The sequence below is a fragment of the Segeticoccus rhizosphaerae genome (genome assembly GCF_009192725.1).
GTDB classification, from domain to species: Bacteria; Actinomycetota; Actinomycetes; order Actinomycetales; family Dermatophilaceae; genus Segeticoccus; species Segeticoccus rhizosphaerae.
Map to the genome: position 1 here is coordinate 28,524 of NZ_VOHR01000003.1, position 17,591 is coordinate 46,114.

The following is a 17,591-nucleotide window of genomic DNA, read 5'->3' on the forward strand; positions in this document are numbered from 1 at the left end:
TCAGGGGCCACGCGCCGTACAGCTTCGATCCAGTCGGCGTGGCTTGCCATTGCGCAGAGGCCGGAGACCCGCGCCTGACCCAGAGGCCAGCCATGATGGCGCAACAGCAGGTGCGCCTGGCCGCTCCGGGCCTCAGGCAGCGGTGCGGTCTCGTCGGCGACCTCGAGATCCTGCACCACAAGTGGAACGAATCCATCAGCCGGGCCTCGCGCGTCTGCGTGATGACCTCTGGCGCCCATTGCGTCTCCTCGTAAAGGTGATGTCACCACCCTGTCAGGGCGGAGCCGCCGATGACCTCCAACTACTTCCGATACTAACGTCGCGAGATCCTACGTCGACCGCTCGCGCTTGGCCGCAGTACTCGCTTGTGCTGCATTCACGAAAGCGCGGAAATGTGCAGATGCGTCATGGGACACTCCCTCTGGTCTGCTTGGCATGTCCTCCATGCAGCGGCTCGTGGATCTGACACTGGTGAGGAGGTCCTGGCTGATGCTGTCGCGCTTGCGGCGGTTGCGCGCGATCCGGTCCCTGGTGCGGCGAATCGGCGTGCATCGGGTGGTTACGCTCGCCGCGATCCTCCAGTGGCCGGTCCACCTGGCGTCGCGACGCCTCCTGGCCACGGTGCCACGCGACCCGCGACTGGTGGTCATGGGCTCGCCACTGGACAGGTTTGCCGACAACGCGGCATACCTTTTCCTACACATGTCGGAGCACGCTGACGGGCTGGAGACGGTGTGGATCAGCGGGTCCTCCGATGTGGTGGGTCGTCTTCGTTCGCAGGGCTACCGCGCGGAGCGACGTTGGTCGAGACGAGGTGTGCTGGCCACGGTGCGTGCAGGAACCTTCGTCTACGCCGGCTATCGCTCTGACATCAACGCCTGGTTGTCTCACGGCGCGAGGACGGTGTCACTGTGGCACGGGCTCCCGATCAAGCGCGTCGAGTCCAGTATCGGGAGCCCAGGAGAGTCACAGAGCCGTCTGGCCGCGCGGGTCGCTCGGATCGGGCGAGAGGCCCCGCCCGACTTCTTGCTGTCCTCCAGCGACTTCGTCACCGAGTGCTTCTCCGACTGGTTCAACGTGCCTGCCGACCACTGCTGGGAGCTGGGCTATCCGCGCAGCGATCACCTGGTGGCGGCTCCCGATAGGCCGCCCGCTGCCCTGGTCTGGCACGACGAGGTGTGGGAGCGGCTCACCGCGGGGACGCGAGTGGTCGGCCTCTTTCTTACCTGGCGTGACGACCTCGTCGACGACGTCGTCGACGAGGCCTTGGTGCGTCGTCTGGTGGACACCTGCGAACGCGAGGGAGCCGTGCTCGTCTACAAGGCGCACTACAACGTCGCTCCCACGGCCGTCCCTCAGAAGTGCGTACTGATACCCGGAGACGCCGATCTGCATGCCTATCTCGGCTTGTGCGACGTGCTGATCACCGATTACTCCTCGATCGCGCTCGACTTCCTGCTCATGCGCCGACCTGTCGTCTACTACATGCCCGACCTCGAGCACTACGCGAAGCATCGTGGCCTCGCCATCGATCCCGAAACCCTCCCGGGGATCTTGACCCGCGACCAGTCGTCGCTGCTCAAGGCGGTCGAGTCGGTGGTCCGCAATCCGGACAGTGTGCCTTGGACCGCGGCTGACGAGGGGCTCCTGACCAAGATGTGGGGTGCCTATGACGGGCACGGGTCAGTGGCGATCGTCGAGCAACTCGAGCAAACCATCGCGCCCGGGTCGGCGAACACGTCTTCAGCGATGGGCGGCTGGCCAACTCGGTGACGCCACCTCATCGAGGAGGCTCATGAAGTGACGTCTGACCAGAAGTCTGCGACCAACCGCAAGGCGGGGCGCCCGCTCTGTGATGCCGGCGTCCCGAGTCGCCCACCGGGTGATCAGGCTCAGCACCATGAGCGGTCGCAGGGCGCCCGACCATGGAGCGCCACCGTAGTAGGCATCCAGGAACGTCGCAGTGGCCCGGCGCCGTAGCCATTGGGCCTGACGCAGGCCCCCACCCGCCACGAACAGTGGTGCGTCAAAGAGCATCAGGAGGAAGCGCACCACATCAAGCTCGGCCCAGTCCTCCTGTGTGAGGTCTGGGTCAAGGCAGTACACGGTGGCCGAAGACAGAACTACGTTCTCCGGAGCGAAGTCGCCGTGCAGTAGAACCCGAGACCCCGCCGATATCGGGGTGAGTTCATGCGTCCTGGCGAACCACTGCCCATGTCCGGGCAGTCCGGCCGACTCCAGCAACCGAGCGCCACGGGCCAGCGCACGACGCTCCAGATCAGGCAGGTCCAAGTGGCTGGACTGCGGTGCCTGGATGGAATGCACCGCCCGGAGGGCCCCTGCCGCTGCACCGACTGCACGAAGCAGAGTGTCGTCGTCCAGGAGTGCGCGCGGCCCCATGAGCTCGGTGATCGCGTGGCCCGGAACGTACTCCATGGCGAAGGCCTCGATCTCGGCGAGATACGCCAGCGGGCGGGGGGCCCGGACCGCTCCACCCGCACGAGCGAGGCCATCGTGCAGACGTCGTAGGCCCTCATATTGGGCGGTTGCGTGCAGGGGTGATGCGAGGTCATCCTGTCGGATGGTGACGTTGGGCCGCTTGACGACCCAGCGACAGCTGGTCGGATCGCTGGCGAGGCCGACAAAGTACAGCACGGACCGTCGCCTCGAGCTGGTGCGGATGACCACGAGGCGCTCAAGATCGCCGTGTTTGACCTCCTCCGACAAGGCCGTCTGCAGGGAGCCAAGGACGACATCCTCGGCCACGGTGTCAGTGATCATCGAGGGCCGACCGGACCCGGGCCCGGACCAGCCCGGCGATCTCGTCGCTCGGTTGGTGCGCATCCAGCGTCACCACGGGGAAGGCCCCGGCGGCGAGGTGGTCGTAGAACTGTGCCTGCCTGGACAATTGGGCGACAGACCATTGTTCCGGCTTGCGCGCATAGGCGACCTCGGGATCAACCCGCAGGAGGAACTCGACGTCGGGTGCTGGCGCGATCAGGCCGACCACGCGGGACAGCCATGCCGCAGGCACGTCCGCGTACCAGAACTGGAGTTTCACGATCGTGTCGAGGCGATACCGGTCGAGCACGAGGAACTCCGCCTGGCTGCCCGCTGCCCGCCGGCGCAGGCTCAATCCAGCAGAGACGGCAGACAAGGTGGCCACGGTGGTCCACACGACGGACTTCACGACCTGGTGGCGCCTGCTCGCGCCCACCGCCTCAGCTCTTTCCCCTGATGCTGCCGTCCTGCGTTTGGGCCCCAGCCTGCTGCGGAAGTTGGCCGGCAGGCGGTTCAACAGCGGCTCCGGCCAGATCTTGAAGGGGATCCACAACACTTCGACAGAGTGGTCCTCTCCGACTGTGGCGACAAGCGAGTCAATCTGTCGGGTCTTCCCTGCGCCGTCGAGCCCCGAGAACGACACCCGCACCTGCCTCCTGGGAGATCCGGCGGCCGACCTGCCGACGCCTCTCATCCGTGCCGCGCCCGCCGTACTCGCCCTTTGCCAGCCCTCATACGATCGTCGGTGCGCGCGCCACAGCGCGGGGTAGATCGACCTGGCTGCCGCCCGTACCGGTTGAGCTGGTGCCGCCCTGAGCCACTCCCGACGGCGGGTCGTTCCGGCGGGTGCAGCCGATGGGGCCAGCTGCTGCCCGAGCCGGTTGAGCGCGTCCCAATCCTCGCGGCCTACCGCCTCAAGGACTCGCTCGGCGGACCAATTTGCGGGGCAGAGTCCCTCGAAGACCAGTTCACCGAGGCGGCCGCGGCTCACCTCATCGACGACCGCGACCAATTCCGCACGTCGACGGTCGTTCACGTGCTGCTTGTCGAACACACAATGCAGCAGCACCGTCCAGAACATGTCGGTGGGATCGAGGACGTTGATGCCATCGCGGCTCCTACGTCGGTCGAGGCAGGCGTCTTCCAGTCCAGTATGGATCGGTCCATTGCGTCGGTAGATGAGCTTGGTCACGACGTCGAGCTTCACGCCACGCCCGGGACGCATGCTTCCCAGGACGTAGAAGCGGTGCCAAGGGTGCATCATCCCGGGCAGCGCCACGGCGCCGAGACTATAAATGATCTTCTCCATGGAGCCGAGGTCATCTGCGCTGACAAGGAGGTCGATGTCTCGTCCCTCCTCGCCGAGCCCCGTCAGACCCCGGAGCAGCGCCCACCGGATCCCTGCCTCGTCGAGCGCCCCAAAGACCTCGGCAACCTTCGATGAGTTGGGGTTCGTCACAGTCATGAGGTGGCTCCGATCGCCGTCACGGTTTTGCGCCAGACCAACAACAGTGCCGCGGCCGCGCCGGCGACCTGAGCGACCAGCCAGGCGATCGCCATACCCTCGACACCAAGGCGCGGAGTCAGCAAGAGGCACAAGCCGATGGTCAAGGCGGCATTCTGCGCCCGGAGCCAGACGATGATCCCAATGCGGCGATGTGCCCGCGACTCGGCGATCGCAAAGGTGACCACCGCTCGCGGCACGCTGGCCAGCAGCAAGATCTGCAGTGTGAGCACTCCCTGAGCGGCGTAGCCCGAGCCGTACAACTTCAGGATGAGGGGGGCCGAGACGAGTCCGAGCAGGACCACAACACCGACAAACGGCACAACGCTGCGCAACAGCGTGCGTCGCAGCGCAGCGGGATCTCCACCGTATGACGTCTCCACAGTCAGTGCCGTGCCGACGTTGTTGGCGAGCAGGTCCATCGTGGAGGAGACCAGCCACGCTACCGCGAAGACGGATGCACGAACCGGGCCCAGGAGCCCGAGCGCCAGAACCGGCAGCAGCAGGGTCGATGACGCCTGGAAGAGATAGCCGAAGTAGTCCAGAGCCAGCTTGCGTGATGACTCCCCCCTGAGCGGGGCCGTTGCTTGTGTGCGGGGCCGGCGCCCCTGGTTGCGGAAGATGAAGCAGGAGACCACCGGCACGATGAGGAGCAAGGGAATCAACCAACTCCCGAAGATCCCGACCTCGGGCAGGCTCGCCGCAAGCAGCACCAGCAGGCCGATCTTCAGGATGCCGAAGACTGCGTTCTCGATGGGAACGGCGACTCCCCACCCGGTTGAAGCCAGGACGGCGTCTTGTAGGGCGAACATGTTGAAGGCCAACACCGCAAGGGCGAACAGCAGCATCCGGTTCGTGGTCCCCAGGATGTCCGACAGCCCGCTCAGGTGTGGAAGCACGAAGGTCAAGAACACACTCAAGATGGCGAGGGAGTACACCGTCACGACTGCGTAGATCCGCAGAACCACTCGGCGACCGTGTTCACCGGCGCGCGGCACCAGCACACTGATGCTTGGTCCCAGATTGAGCTGGGCGAAGCCTGAGAGCGTCGTCATCAGGGCGATCAGTGCGGTGTTGGTTCCGACTGCTTCCTGGTCGTAGGCGCGGGCCGCGACCACCCAGTAGGCGATGCCCAGGAAACCGTTCACGCCGGTGTTCACCACGAGGGGAAGCGAGGTCCGGACCAGGCCATCTCGCCTGAGTCGCACGGCTTGAGAGCGGAGCCGTTCGGTGGTGCTGATCTGCGTCAAAGGAGGCTCCTCCGAGGTCCTCGATGTCACAACGGTCGTATGGCGGTGAGCCAACCGGCCCACTCACGGCTTTGTGAGAATTGCCAGGTCCGGGGGCCGGTTGGTCCGGCTTGGGACAGTGGGGCGTCGTCGAACTCCTGCCGTTTCCCGTCCAGGTCCCACACCTGGGTCATCTCTTGCGGTGCCGTGATCGTGATCGATGTCGCCCCGGTGTTCAGGCCCATGCAGCCGAGGAGGACATCGTCGGCAGCGGTGGTGGTGATGCCGGGCAGGGTGGCTGTGTTTGCCGATGGGCCGGACGCGATGGACACCTCGGTCTCCGGCGCCGACGCTCCGGTGTATCGGGCGATGCCGCCCGAGCTCGTGACACTCTTGGAGTAGCCCCAGTGGTAGCTGCTGGGTTCCGAGGCACCGGCGATCTTGTAGTAGCCGTAGACGCGTGGGTTGGACTGGCTGGTCCCGGTGGTGGTGGCGATGCGAGTCCACCCGTCGGGCACGCCGGTGCCGCTGACCGAGGTGCCGTTGAGGGCCAGGCACGCCACGAGCACGTCACCGGCGGAGGTCCCGGCCGGTGGGTCGATCGTGAGTCCGTCGGCTGCTGTCGTGGCCACAGCGGTGCTGTCGCTCCCGCGGATGATCCCGGTCGATGCGGGTGGTTGGTCCACGGTCACCGTGGTGCTGGCCGGCGTGGCACCGGTCCCCGCAGCGTTGGTCGCGCTCATCTGGACGGTGTAGACACCCCCGGCCTCATAAGTCACGGACGGGTTCTGCTTGTTCGAGGTCTCACCGTTGCCGAAGTCCCACGCCCACGAAGTCGGACTCCCCGTCGAGGTGTCTGTGAACGTCACGGTCAACGGGGCGGTCCCCGACGTGGGCGACGCAGTGAAGCTCGCGACGGGGGGCGCCACGGGCTGACTCGGCAACGTCTGGTCGGCGGGTCGTATGGCGGTGAGCCAACCGGCCCACTCACGGCTTTGTGAGAATTGCCAGGTCCGGGGGCCGGTTGGTCCGGCTTGGGACAGTGGGGCGTCGTCGAACTCCTGCCGTTTCCCGTCCAGGTCCCACACCTGGGTCATCTCTTGCGGTGCCGTGATCGTGATCGATGTCGCCCCGGTGTTCAGGCCCATGCAGCCGAGGAGGACATCGTCGGCAGCGGTGGTGGTGATGCCGGGCAGGGTGGCTGTGTTTGCCGATGGGCCGGACGCGATGGACACCTCGGTCTCCGGCGCCGACGCTCCGGTGTATCGGGCGATGCCGCCCGAGCTCGTGACACTCTTGGAGTAGCCCCAGTGGTAGCTGCTGGGTTCCGAGGCACCGGCGATCTTGTAGTAGCCGTAGACGCGTGGGTTGGACTGGCTGGTCCCGGTGGTGGTGGCGATGCGAGTCCACCCGTCGGGCACGCCGGTGCCGCTGACCGAGGTGCCGTTGAGGGCCAGGCACGCCACGAGCACGTCACCGGCGGAGGTCCCGGCCGGTGGGTCGATCGTGAGTCCGTCGGCTGCTGTCGTGGCCACAGCGGTGCTGTCGCTCCCGCGGATGATCCCGGTCGATGCGGGTGGTTGGTCCACGGTCACCGTGGTGCTGGCCGGCGTGGCACCGGTCCCCGCAGCGTTGGTCGCGCTCATCTGGACGGTGTAGACACCCCCGGCCTCATAAGTCACGGACGGGTTCTGCTTGTTCGAGGTCTCACCGTTGCCGAAGTCCCACGCCCACGAAGTCGGACTCCCCGTCGAGGTGTCTGTGAACGTCACGGTCAACGGGGCGGTCCCCGACGTGGGCGACGCAGTGAAGCTCGCGACGGGGGGCGCCACGGGCTGACTCGGCAACGTCAGGTCGGCGTGCCAGTACCGGTCCGTTGACGTGTTGCTCGCGAGGATCACCAACCCGGTGGCGCTGTTGACGCTCTGCTTGGTGGAGGTCACGTTGTTCATGCCCGCCGAATCCGCGTCCCGGATGACTGGCGTGCCTCGGCCCGGAGGGAACACCGGGTTGTCCATGGAGGCGACCTTCTCGTAGATCGTTCCCGGGGCGCCGGCGTAGGGGCACCCAGACGCCGTGGGAGCCGTAGCGAACATCCGGACCTGGTCGTCCTCACCGTCGAGCATCACGATCGGGCGGGTGTGGCAGTCGGCCACCGTGCCGAAGGTGGTGCTCGTCCAGGCGCCCGTGCCGGGCTTGAAGACGAGCAGGTTGAGCTGAGGGCTCGAAGTGGGCGCGCCGGCCGCCTCGTCGAGACTTGTCTTCACGGCAGCGTAGACCCGCCCCGACTGGTCAGCCTGGAGGGTTTTCAGATTGATGTGGTCGTCGGCCTGGTGTGACCCGCGGACCGCGATGCTACCCGACCAGTTGGTGACTGGTGAGCTGTCGGGACGAACGGCCCAGTACATCGTGTCATCGAGCTGGTTGCTCCACATCACCCCGACCTTCCCGTTGAACGCGACCACGGCAGAGATGTCATCTGGCGAGGGATGCGCACCCGTGACGGGGAGGACCGTTGGTGCGACCCAGGCTGCACCGCCCATCGAGTAGTTGACGTAGACGGCGGTCGTGTAACCCGTCAGGGCGGAGCCGCTGACCTGTGTCCAGGTCGCCCAGATTCGGCCAACCGAGTCCTCGTCGATGGTGAGGGACTCGCTGGAGCTGCCGTTGATCTGTGACGGGAATCCGTAGTCCAGGGTGTAGGCCTTCGTGGCAGCGTTGTAGGAGTAGCGGTAGAGAAGCGTTGGCTTGCCGCTGATCGACGCCTTTGCGGTCGTCTGGCTGCTGGTGGTCACCCAGTGGGATGCGATGTACAGGTGCTGTCCGTCCCACAGAGCGTCCGAGAGGGTTTGCGGACGGTCATCGACGGGAGTGCCCGTGTCGATCCATGTCTCACTCGTGCGGTCCAGACGGTAGATGCGCCACGTCAAGCTCACGGTGTCGAACATGACGGCCCACCACGCGCTGTCGTTGAACCACAACTTGCTCTGCGGCTTGTCGGAGGTCGGCGGGTTGGTGACCCCGCTGAAGCTCTGGTCCTGGATGCCAATGTCCCCGGTGTCGGCGCTGGCTGGCTGAGGCACGGCAGTGACCACCAGCGCCAAGGCGATCACCAAAACCCCGGTGATTCCTCGATGTACCCACTGGCGGAAGATCATTTCAACCGACTTCATCGCGGACCTCGCCTGTAGTGCATCAGGACGACAACAAGCATCACGCCGATCGGCATGCTCCGTTTCGTGACGCTACGCCGACACGGCCCGGCACGGGACCGTTTCGGGAATGTTCTGCCAAACCGCCGCGCTCGACGCGCGGTTCGCGTTAGCCTCACCCTGCGACCGATTGGTACGACCTGGCAGTCAAAGGGGGACGCCTGTATGCCCTCGAACGGCACCACCGGGGATGGCCGCCAAGCGGTCATGGAGCGCGCGCTGCCCCAGACCAGCCGCACCGACCGCTCTGCTGTGCCCCTCCTGTGGCCACTGCTCCCCCGCTTGGTCCTCCCGATGCTGATGGTCGTCGTGAGCTGTGTTGCAGCCAGCCGTGGTGACCAGGGGCGGATCGGTGACTGGGGCCTGATCCAGGCACTCCCACCGCTCTACTTCGTCGGCGCGGCCGGGCTCAGCGTGTCCTTCGTGCTCGAAGCGTTCCGCCGGGCCCGGCGGAACACGGCGGTGCTCTTCGCCCACGTCCTCGGCGCGGTGATAGTGCTCCATGGTGCTCCAGCGTTCGTCGAGCAGGAGCCACGTTTCGCGACCGCGTGGCTCCACGCCGGCTTCACGAACCAGATCCTGGACCACGGCGTCGCCGTGCCCGGGTTCGACGCCAGGTTCAACTGGCCAGGATTCTTCGGTGCGGCAGCGGCAGTGACCGGCTCGGGCGGGCTCGAGAGCGCGGTCTCGTTGCTGCGGTGGGCCCCGGTCGTCATGGTGCTCCTGACGCTGCCACCGCTGTACCTGATCGGTCGGCAGTTGACCGGCTCGGTCAGGGCGGCGTGGCTCGGGCTGTGGTTGTACCTGACCGTCAACTGGGTGGGCCAGACCTATTTCGCTCCCCAGTCGATTGGCTATGTGCTCTACCTCGTCGCGATCGCGATCCTGGTGACCTTCTTCAGGCAGGGCACTCCCCACTGGCTTCGTCCGCGCCGACCGCGCCATGAGGCGGAATCAGTCGAGGGGTTTCCGGACGTAGGCGTCCAGCCGGGCACCCGGGTGGCCTTGGCAGTCCTCCTCGTGGCGCTGAGCGCCGCCTTGGCGATGACCCATCAACTCTCACCCGTCATGCTCGTGCTCGCCACGGCGGCGCTCGTCGTCGTCGGGCGGTGTCGGCTGATCGCGTTTCCCGTCGTGGCGGCGATCCTGACGCTCGGGTGGATCAGTGTCGGTGCGACGGCATACTGGAGCGGGCACCTGGACGTCATCTTCGGCAACCTCGGGCATATCACGAGTGTCTTGGAGACGTCGGTGGGTGACCGGGTGGGGGGCTCGCCGACGCACCTCACGATCGTGAGCATTCGCCTCGTCTTCACCGCGGCCGTCTGGGCCGCGATGGCCCTGTCCGCAGTCGTCCTGTGGTTCCGCGGCCAACGGCCTATCACGCTGTTCGTCCTCGCCGTGGCACCGCTCGGTCTGGTCGCGCAGAACTACGGCACCGAAGGGGTGCTGCGCATCTTCCTGTTCTCTTCCCCCTTCGCGGCAATGCTCGTCGCCCAGTTGCTGGCCAGCATCAGGATCGGCCACCCGATGCGGCTCTTCGTGACAGTCCTCGCTCTGGCCCTGATCCCGACCTTCCTCATCACCCGCTACGGAAACGAGTCGTACGAACAGACACGCGTCAACGAGGTTCAGGCCGCGGAGGCGCTGAACAAGATCGCACCGAAGGGCTCCAAGCTGATCAGTGCCACGACGCAGGTGCCGTGGGGCTTCGAGTTCCTGGTGGACTACAGGTACGTCCGACCGACCCACCAGCGGGCCTTCCGCGACGGGAACCTGCATGCCGTTCGCTATCCCGTCAACGCGGCGGCCCACCCCGACCGGGCGAACTACTTGATGATCACCACCGGACAGGTCGTGTACGCCAGCCAGGCCGAGGGAGATCCACCTGACTGGTTCGCCCGGCTCAGAGCAGAGCTCACGCCGACAAACGGCTACCGGCTCGTCTACAGCAACCCGGACGCGTGGATCTATGAGTACGAGGCCCCGAGATGATCCTGATGAGACTTCGGCTGCCACAGCTGGCCCTGCTCGGGTGGACTCTGGCGAGCCTGGCGCTGTCGCTCTTGCCGGCCGGGGCTCTGGGGCCACCCCGCGCTGTCAATGCCGTCGTATTCGTCGGGTTCGGTCCGGGGTGCGCCCTGATGGTTCGCCTGGTGGGCTCGTGGTCTGTCTCCGTCTGCAGCGTCCTTGCGATCGCGGTATCGCTCACCGTGCTGATCCTGAGCAGTCAACTGCTACTGATCATCGGTGCTTGGTCGGTGCCGGGCGTCGCCGCGTTGGTTGCGCTGGTCACGGTGGTGCTGACGGTGACTCCGTCCCGGAGCAGGGAAGGGGTGCTCGACTAGCATGCGCGAGACGATCCTCGATCTGGTCTCCACCGTCGCTGCGGTGGTCCTCGTCGGCGTGGCCTGCATCGCACTCCTTCTGTACGGCGACCTTGGTCGCGAGCTGGGCCGCCGGACTGACCGCTCGGATGTCCGGGGGAGCGACCGTCACGGTCGCTCAGCCATGAGGGCGCGGATCGCGACATTTGCCCTGACAGCGATCTTCGTCGTCTTCGTCGTCGTGCGCTTCACCGTGAGGGGTTGAGGGCTGACTCTTGCGGCTGAACGCGCGCTCGTCGGCTCACGACGGTCAGCGCCCATCCCGAGGTCGAATGTTTACCCTCTGGGAACCTCAATTTTACTGTTTTGGGGTTGCGGTGCTTGCCAACGTGACACGCTACGTGCATTGAGCGGGTGTCCCGGCCTCCCGGTCACGACCGTAGACGCTCCACTCACTCACCGAGCGCTGTGAAGGAGCCATCGTGAGTCCTGACAACCGTGCCGAGAGTTTTGCTGCGCCGCGAAGGGAGGTCAACCCATGACCTCCACCATCTCCTTTGCCCCGGGCTACTCGGAGCAGGAAGACGATCAACCCGTCGAGGTCGCGCACGCCGCTGTCGACATCGTGGCAATGGCGCCGAAGTCTCCACCTCGGGTCAGCCTGGTGATCCCGACGAAGAATGAAGCGCGCAACCTGGCTTGGGTGTTGAACCAGGTGCCTGCATGTGTTGACGAAGTTGTCCTCGTTGACGCTTCCACGGATGCGACGAGAACCACCGCCTTCGCATGTCGACCGGATATCCGGGTCGTCGACCAAGCGCGTCCGGGTAAGGGCAATGCCCTACGAGCTGGCTTCGCCGCTGTACGCGGCGAGCTTGTCGTGATGATGGATGCTGACGGGAGTATGTCGCCCTCCGAGATCAGTCGCTTCGTCTACTTCTTGGACAATGGGTTCGACTTCGTGAAGGGGTCGAGGTTCATGAGTGGGGGAGGATCGCTGGACATCACGCGATTCCGCCGGGCCGGCAATCGCGCTCTCCTTTGGGCCGTCAATTCGATGTATGACTCGAACATGACGGATCTTTGTTATGGCTTCTGTGCCTTCAACCGCAGATACCTGGACCACTTGGACTTGAGCGCCGACGGTTTCGACATCGAGGCACAGATGGTGGTCCACGCGATACAGGCGGGGCTCAGGATCGCGGAGGTGCCCAGCCTGGAGACACAACGGCTCAGCGGTCGCTCGAACCTGAGAGCGGTGTCCGACGGGACGCTCGTCCTCAGAGCCGTGCTGCGTGACCATCACCGTGGGATTTCGGGGCGCGTCGTGCAGAGCGTGCGCCGACTTGAACGGAGTCACCGTGCCGTGAGGGCAACATCCCCGCTCGAGGCTGACGTGGTATCGAGAAGTGACTGACTCAGTCCTGCACCCGACTGCCACAGAGCCGCAGTCGGGCACGGCCTCCATGGTGCTGTCGGTCGTGATCTGTGCCTTCACGACCCGGCGATGGGAGATGCTCCAGTCCGCGGTCCAGTCCGTCGTGGAACAGAAGCCGGCACCTTACGAGACCATTGTGGTGATCGACCATTGTGGGGAGCTCGAGGAGGCTGCGATCGGCGTCTTCCCGCCGATGGGTGTGCGGGTGGTGACGAACGAGGGCATGCGGGGCCTCTCCGGCGCGCGGAACACCGGCGTTACCCATGCCAGAGGGGACGTGATCGTCTTCCTCGACGACGATGCAGTGGCGGCCCCCGGCTGGCTGGCCGCCCACGCGAAGCACTATGCGAACCCGGATGTCCTTGGCGTCGGTGGACGGGTCATCGCCGATTGGGAAGATCGGGCCCCAGCCTGGTTTCCGACCGAGTTCGGGTGGGTCGTCGGCTGCTCATATCTGGGCCAGCCGACCACTGTCTCACCGGTTCGCAATCCGATCGGCGCCAACATGTCGTTTCGACGTCCCGTCATCTCGTCTGTCGGCGGGTTCTCCCAGTCGTTGGGAAGGGTGGGCGCGACGCCGATGGGTTGTGAGGAGACCGAGTTGTCCATCCGGGCGACCGCTGCCTACCCCTCAGGCTCGATCCTTCACGATCCGAGATCTTCGGTGCGCCACCGAGTTCCAGCCAGCCGCGGCACATGGTCATACTTTCGTCGGCGCTGCTGGGAAGAAGGACGAAGCAAAGCAAGGGTGACCGGGCTGGCGCGGACCAGCGCCGTCCTGTCGTCCGAGCGAGTCTATGTGCGCAAGACGCTTGCGCAAGGCGTACGGCGCAACCTTGCGGAGGCTCAACGGGAACGGAGCTGGGAGGCGGTGCTGCGCGCCTCGGCGATCTGCGTAGGCCTGGCGATCACGACCGCCGGCTACGGCGCAGGCCAGCTGTCCCGATCGCTGCGTGGTGATGAAGGGTTGGTGCGGACCGGATGATCGGCATGATTCTGGCAGCGGGCATGGGCCGCCGCCTTCGACCCCACACCGACGCCTTGCCCAAGGCATTGATCCCGGTGGACGGTGACAACACGATCCTGGACATCTCCTTGGCCAATCTCTCCAAGGTGGGCATCACCGATGTTGTCCTCGTCCTGGGGCACGCGGCGGAGGCCGTGCACTGCCAGCGGGACGACTTGGAGCGGCGACATGGCGTAGACCTCACCCTGGTGCACAACGACAAGGCCGACGAGTGGAACAACGCATACTCGCTGTGGACCGCTCGTGAGCACCTTTGCACGGATGTCTTGTTGCTGAACGGCGACACGGTGCACCCGGTGTCCGTAGAGGAGACGCTGTTGTCGAGGCGCGAACCTGGCGTGTTGCTGGCCGTCGAGCTGTCTGACAGCCTCGGCGAAGAGCAGATGAAGGTCACCGTCGACGGCCACGGTGCCTTGGTCCAGATCACCAAGTTGATGCCCCCCGCCACCGCTGACGGAGAGTACATCGGCGCATGCGTGATCGGAGCGGGCGCAGGTCCTCGTCTGGTCGAGGCGCTTGAAGTGACGTGGCGTCGCGACCCTGACTTGTACTACGAGGACGCATACCAAGCGCTGGTCGACGGGGGAGATCCGGTTTGGACCACGGCCATTGCCCAGGGGACCCCATGGGTTGAGGTCGACGACCACCGGGATCTGGCAAAGGCACGGGAGATCGCATGCCTCTATTGACCCGCATGTTGGCCAGCCCGCTCTTCGTCGAAGTGCGTAGGGGGGCGCTGGATGGGTTGGCAAGGCTTCTGACCGAGCGTCACGTGTCCGCCAACGGCACCGTGATGGTTGCACTGGGCCCTGATCAGGGCCAGCAGATTTGGGGCGCTCTTGCTCCGTCCCTTCCACACTCCGACGCCTTCGTCGTACGACGACCCAGCCTCGAGGTCGCGTGGGACCTCCAGGAGCAGTTGCTGCGACACGACTATGACGCTGTGGTCGGGATCGGCGGCGGTCGAACCATCGACGTTGCGAAGTACGCCGCGACGCGCGCGGGAGTGCCGATGGTGGCGGTCGCGACGAATCTTGCCCACGACGGCATCTGCTCTCCTGTGGCGTCGTTGGAGAGCGAGGTGGGTAAGGGCTCTTATGGGGTTGCCATGCCTCTCGCTGTGATCATCGACCTTGATCGCGTGCACCAGGCACCTCCCGTGATGGTGCGAGCGGGGATTGGCGACGCGGTCAGCAACCTGTCAGCCATCGACGACTGGAAACTGGCACACCGCCAACGGGGCGATCCCATAGATGGGCTGGCAGTGGCGTTCGCCAGTACTGCCGCCCACTCGATTCTCCATTCCGAAGGCGGGATTGGTGAGGACGACTTCCTCCAGACGCTCGCCGAGGCACTGATCCTCTCGGGGATGGCCATGTCGGTAGCTGGGACGTCGCAGCCGTGCAGCGGAGCGTGCCATGAAATTGTTCACGCTGTGGACGCTCTCTACCCTGGCGTGTCCAACCACGGTGAGTTGGCCGGCTTGGGCGCACTCTTCGCCATCCACCTCCGGGGCGACTCCCTTCGCTTCCAGGAGGTGCTGCGCTGCCTGCGTCGGCATCACCTCCCAGCCGCACCCGCTGAGATCGGCCTCGACGAGGAACAGTTTGTTGCGGCGTTGATGCACGCGCCGTCCACCCGACCCGATCGATACACCATCCTGGAGCACCTGGACCTGAACCAGGGCGAGATGCGCACCCGTCTGGCGGAGTTCAATGCCCTTGTGGGGTGTGCCCGCTCCAGCACCCACCCTGCGCGTGTTGCCGCTGACATTTCGCCCGAACCATGGAGGCCGGCGCCACAGCGCCTCGGACTCGGGGCTGGTGCGGGTCTCGTAGCCGAAGTGTGACCTGGGCAAGTCTCTGCTGTGGAATGGTTCCGTGGGTGACCCACAACCTTGTCGTTCGACGCGAGCCCCACCTGCGGTCGAATCAACCACTGTTGGAGCCCTTCTTGGCCGGCCAGCCCAACGTCAATCCATCGCCCGCCAACGGGACAATCCGTTCCCTGACAGAAGTTCGCGGGTCCGCTAGGCTCCCTCAGGCGGAGGGCCGGCAGACGACTCGGCCTTGCTTCAGGAGGCCGAGATGACTAGGAAGTTCCTCTGTGCCCTGGGTCTGGCGGCGACGCTGCCTCTCTCGCTCGCACTCGTCGGCCCCGCCGTGGCAGCGCCCTCCATGGCAGCTGCTGACCAGGCGGCACCGTATGCCCTCCGTTTCACCTTTGACAACGGTGAGACGCTCAGTGCCGGCAGTCGGGTGATCGATTCGTCCGGGCTGGGGAACAACGGCACGGTGCGGGGAGTCAACGGCGGTCGGCTCAGGTCGGTCAAAGGCTACAGCGGGCGCTCTGCCCAGTTTCCCACTCCGTGCCGCGAGTCGACCTGTCCCAGGGCCGTGATTTCGGTCCCCAACGGGTCCGGGCTCAACCCTGGACTGGCCGACTTCTCTTTCGGGGTCGCGGTGCGGGTCACCCGGAGCCAGGTGGCGAAGGGGTACGACTCGAACCTCATCCAGAAAGGTTTGTGGTCCAGCCCCTCGCAGTGGAAGCTGCAGCTCGACGGCGCGCGCGCTTGGCCGGTGTGCGTCTTCGCCGGGATGCGCGACGGTGCCTTTCGTCGGGTCTCGCTCATGTCTGGCTCCGGCATCGCGGACGGCGAGTGGCACAAGTTGAGCTGCGAACGGACGGCCACGACCGTCCGCCTCGTCGTGGACGCGAAGGTCACGGTCCGCGTCTCCTTCAGGGCGGTACGGCTCAGCGACAGCAGCGCGGTCACCATCGGCGGCCGGGCGCCGGTCAAGAGCGACAATGACCAGTTCTTCGGCACCATGGACCGCGTCTTCGTAAGCCGAGGGTGAGTAGTTCGACAAGGTCGACGCTCGCGATCGGCCGCGCGGTGTCCGGGCCGGCGATACGGTCCGACGGTTTTCGCATTTCTGCCAAAGAGGCACCGTCGGGGCGCTGGGAGGCCTACCCTCTCTGGGAAGTGGCTTGTGCCGGCCGGAAGGAACAGGACGATGAAGACACGCAAACTCCTCCCTCCGCTGTTGCTGGCTCCGCTGGTCGTCGCGGGCCTGACGCCGACCGTGGCACAAGCGGCCAGTGAGCCGTTGTCTTCCGTGGCCACGTGGGAGATGAACGAGGCGCCGGGTGCGTCGACGATGCTCGACTCGAGCGGGCACGGTGTCACCGGCGAGATCGGCAGCGTGGTCAAGACCGGCGTCAGGGTCCACGGCGCGGTGGCCTACCGGTTCCCCTACGGCGCTCCCAACAAGACGCCGGCGGACACTCCCCGGCTCGTGACGGTGAACAGCTCCGCCCTGAACCCTGGGGGGCGCGACTTCTCGGTCACGATTCGCTACCGCACGACGCACGACTTCGGCAACATCATGCAGAAGGGGCAACACGGCGCCAAGGGCGGCTACTGGAAGCTCGAAGCACCGCACGGCAAGCTCACCTGTCTGTTCCGGGGCCTGGTCAACGGCAAGCTCGTGGGCAAGACGGTCAACTCGGGCGTGGCACTCAATGATGGAAACTGGCACACCGTCACCTGCCTGCGCACCGCGACCAGGATCACCATGACCATCGACGGCACCAAGACCCGTCGCGCCTACGGCACGACCGGCACGATCAGCAACAGGGTGCCCATGACCATCGGTGGCAAGGTCAACTGCGACCAGGTCAAGATCACCTGCGACTTCTTCACAGGAGACATCGACCGGATCTCCGTCGACGCCGGCTGAACGGAGCCGCCGTGCCGGAGTCGCCCACGCCGTAGACAGCTGGCCGGCCGGGCTCCCCCGCAGGCGTATCCTTGGGCGCGGACCCCTGCCGATTCGTCGGACAGGGGCTTTCGTGCTGTCCATCGCCGTGAAGTCACAGGAGCGCCTTCCGCATGAGTCTCACCCCGCTGCTCGACGTCCTCGCGCAGGACCCGGATGTCCGCTCGACCCTGGAGGCGGCCGAGGCCGGCCTGCCCCTGGTCGACGTCGCCGTCGCCCCGGGCGCGCGCGGACCTCTGGTGGCGGCGCTGGCCGGCGCGCAGGACCACGTCAAGGGCCATCCCGTGCTGG

14 protein-coding genes are annotated in these 17,591 nt (G+C 65.8%); 10 read left to right on the plus strand and 4 right to left on the minus strand.

Annotated elements, in window-relative coordinates; genetic code table 11:
- Positions 1-435: 435 nt before the first annotated feature.
- On the plus strand, positions 436-1,773 hold the full coding sequence (locus FRW57_RS00735; RefSeq protein ID WP_137119912.1) for a CDP-glycerol glycerophosphotransferase family protein: 1,338 nt from the start codon (positions 436-438) through the stop codon (positions 1,771-1,773).
- Here FRW57_RS00735 and FRW57_RS00740 read toward each other — a convergent pair.
- From FRW57_RS00740 to FRW57_RS23895, 4 genes are all read right to left on the minus strand, one after another.
- Positions 1,744-2,781, minus strand: coding sequence for an aminoglycoside phosphotransferase family protein (locus FRW57_RS00740; RefSeq protein WP_162308107.1), 1,038 nt, complete (start codon positions 2,779-2,781; stop codon positions 1,744-1,746). The two genes, FRW57_RS00735 and FRW57_RS00740, sit on opposite strands and share 30 nt — an antisense overlap.
- The gene (locus FRW57_RS00745; protein WP_152185020.1) at positions 2,771-4,246 is read right to left on the minus strand and encodes a nucleotidyltransferase family protein; all 1,476 of its coding nucleotides are present in this window, start codon (positions 4,244-4,246) and stop codon (positions 2,771-2,773) included. The genes FRW57_RS00740 and FRW57_RS00745 overlap by 11 nt, the downstream gene beginning before the upstream one ends.
- Positions 4,243-5,448 (minus strand): lipopolysaccharide biosynthesis protein, encoded by a 1,206-nt coding sequence (locus tag FRW57_RS00750; RefSeq protein WP_152185021.1) that lies wholly within the window; start codon positions 5,446-5,448, stop codon positions 4,243-4,245. Before FRW57_RS00750 ends, FRW57_RS00745 begins: the two co-directional genes overlap by 4 nt.
- Positions 5,449-5,561: 113 nt before the next feature.
- Positions 5,562-8,687 (minus strand): PKD domain-containing protein, encoded by a 3,126-nt coding sequence (locus FRW57_RS23895; protein WP_203230161.1) that lies wholly within the window; start codon positions 8,685-8,687, stop codon positions 5,562-5,564.
- A gap of 204 nt (positions 8,688-8,891) precedes the next feature.
- Here FRW57_RS23895 and FRW57_RS00760 point away from each other — a divergent pair, with 204 nt between their 5' ends.
- The 9 genes from FRW57_RS00760 to FRW57_RS00800 all read left to right on the plus strand — a co-directional run bounded on the left by FRW57_RS00760 (position 8,892) and on the right by FRW57_RS00800 (position 17,261).
- Positions 8,892-10,721 carry a hypothetical protein gene (locus FRW57_RS00760; protein ID WP_137119908.1) on the plus strand — a complete coding sequence of 610 codons (1,830 nt, stop codon included), beginning with the start codon at positions 8,892-8,894 and terminating at the stop codon, positions 10,719-10,721.
- Between the two features lie 5 nt (positions 10,722-10,726).
- Positions 10,727-11,074, plus strand: coding sequence for a hypothetical protein (locus tag FRW57_RS00765; RefSeq protein ID WP_137119907.1), 348 nt, complete (start codon positions 10,727-10,729; stop codon positions 11,072-11,074).
- 1 nt (position 11,075) lies between these two features.
- A complete protein-coding gene (locus FRW57_RS00770; protein WP_137119906.1) occupies positions 11,076-11,318 on the plus strand; it encodes a hypothetical protein in 243 nt (80 codons plus the stop codon).
- A gap of 273 nt (positions 11,319-11,591) precedes the next feature.
- Positions 11,592-12,470, plus strand: coding sequence for a glycosyltransferase family 2 protein (locus FRW57_RS00775; RefSeq protein ID WP_137119905.1), 879 nt, complete (start codon positions 11,592-11,594; stop codon positions 12,468-12,470).
- 49 nt (positions 12,471-12,519) lie between these two features.
- The gene (locus FRW57_RS00780; protein WP_137119904.1) at positions 12,520-13,476 is read left to right on the plus strand and encodes a glycosyltransferase family 2 protein; all 957 of its coding nucleotides are present in this window, start codon (positions 12,520-12,522) and stop codon (positions 13,474-13,476) included.
- Positions 13,473-14,207: a phosphocholine cytidylyltransferase family protein gene (locus FRW57_RS00785; RefSeq protein ID WP_137119903.1), complete on the plus strand. Its 735-nt coding sequence runs from the start codon at positions 13,473-13,475 to the stop codon at positions 14,205-14,207. The genes FRW57_RS00780 and FRW57_RS00785 overlap by 4 nt, the downstream gene beginning before the upstream one ends.
- Complete coding sequence (locus FRW57_RS00790; RefSeq protein ID WP_137119902.1) at positions 14,195-15,367, plus strand: iron-containing alcohol dehydrogenase family protein; 1,173 nt, start codon at positions 14,195-14,197, stop codon at positions 15,365-15,367. The genes FRW57_RS00785 and FRW57_RS00790 overlap by 13 nt, the downstream gene beginning before the upstream one ends.
- Before the next feature lie 238 nt (positions 15,368-15,605).
- Positions 15,606-16,376 (plus strand): LamG domain-containing protein, encoded by a 771-nt coding sequence (locus FRW57_RS00795; RefSeq protein ID WP_137119901.1) that lies wholly within the window; start codon positions 15,606-15,608, stop codon positions 16,374-16,376.
- A gap of 159 nt (positions 16,377-16,535) precedes the next feature.
- The gene (locus FRW57_RS00800) at positions 16,536-17,261 is read left to right on the plus strand and encodes a LamG domain-containing protein (RefSeq protein ID WP_152185022.1); all 726 of its coding nucleotides are present in this window, start codon (positions 16,536-16,538) and stop codon (positions 17,259-17,261) included.
- The last annotated feature ends 330 nt before the right edge of the window (positions 17,262-17,591 follow it).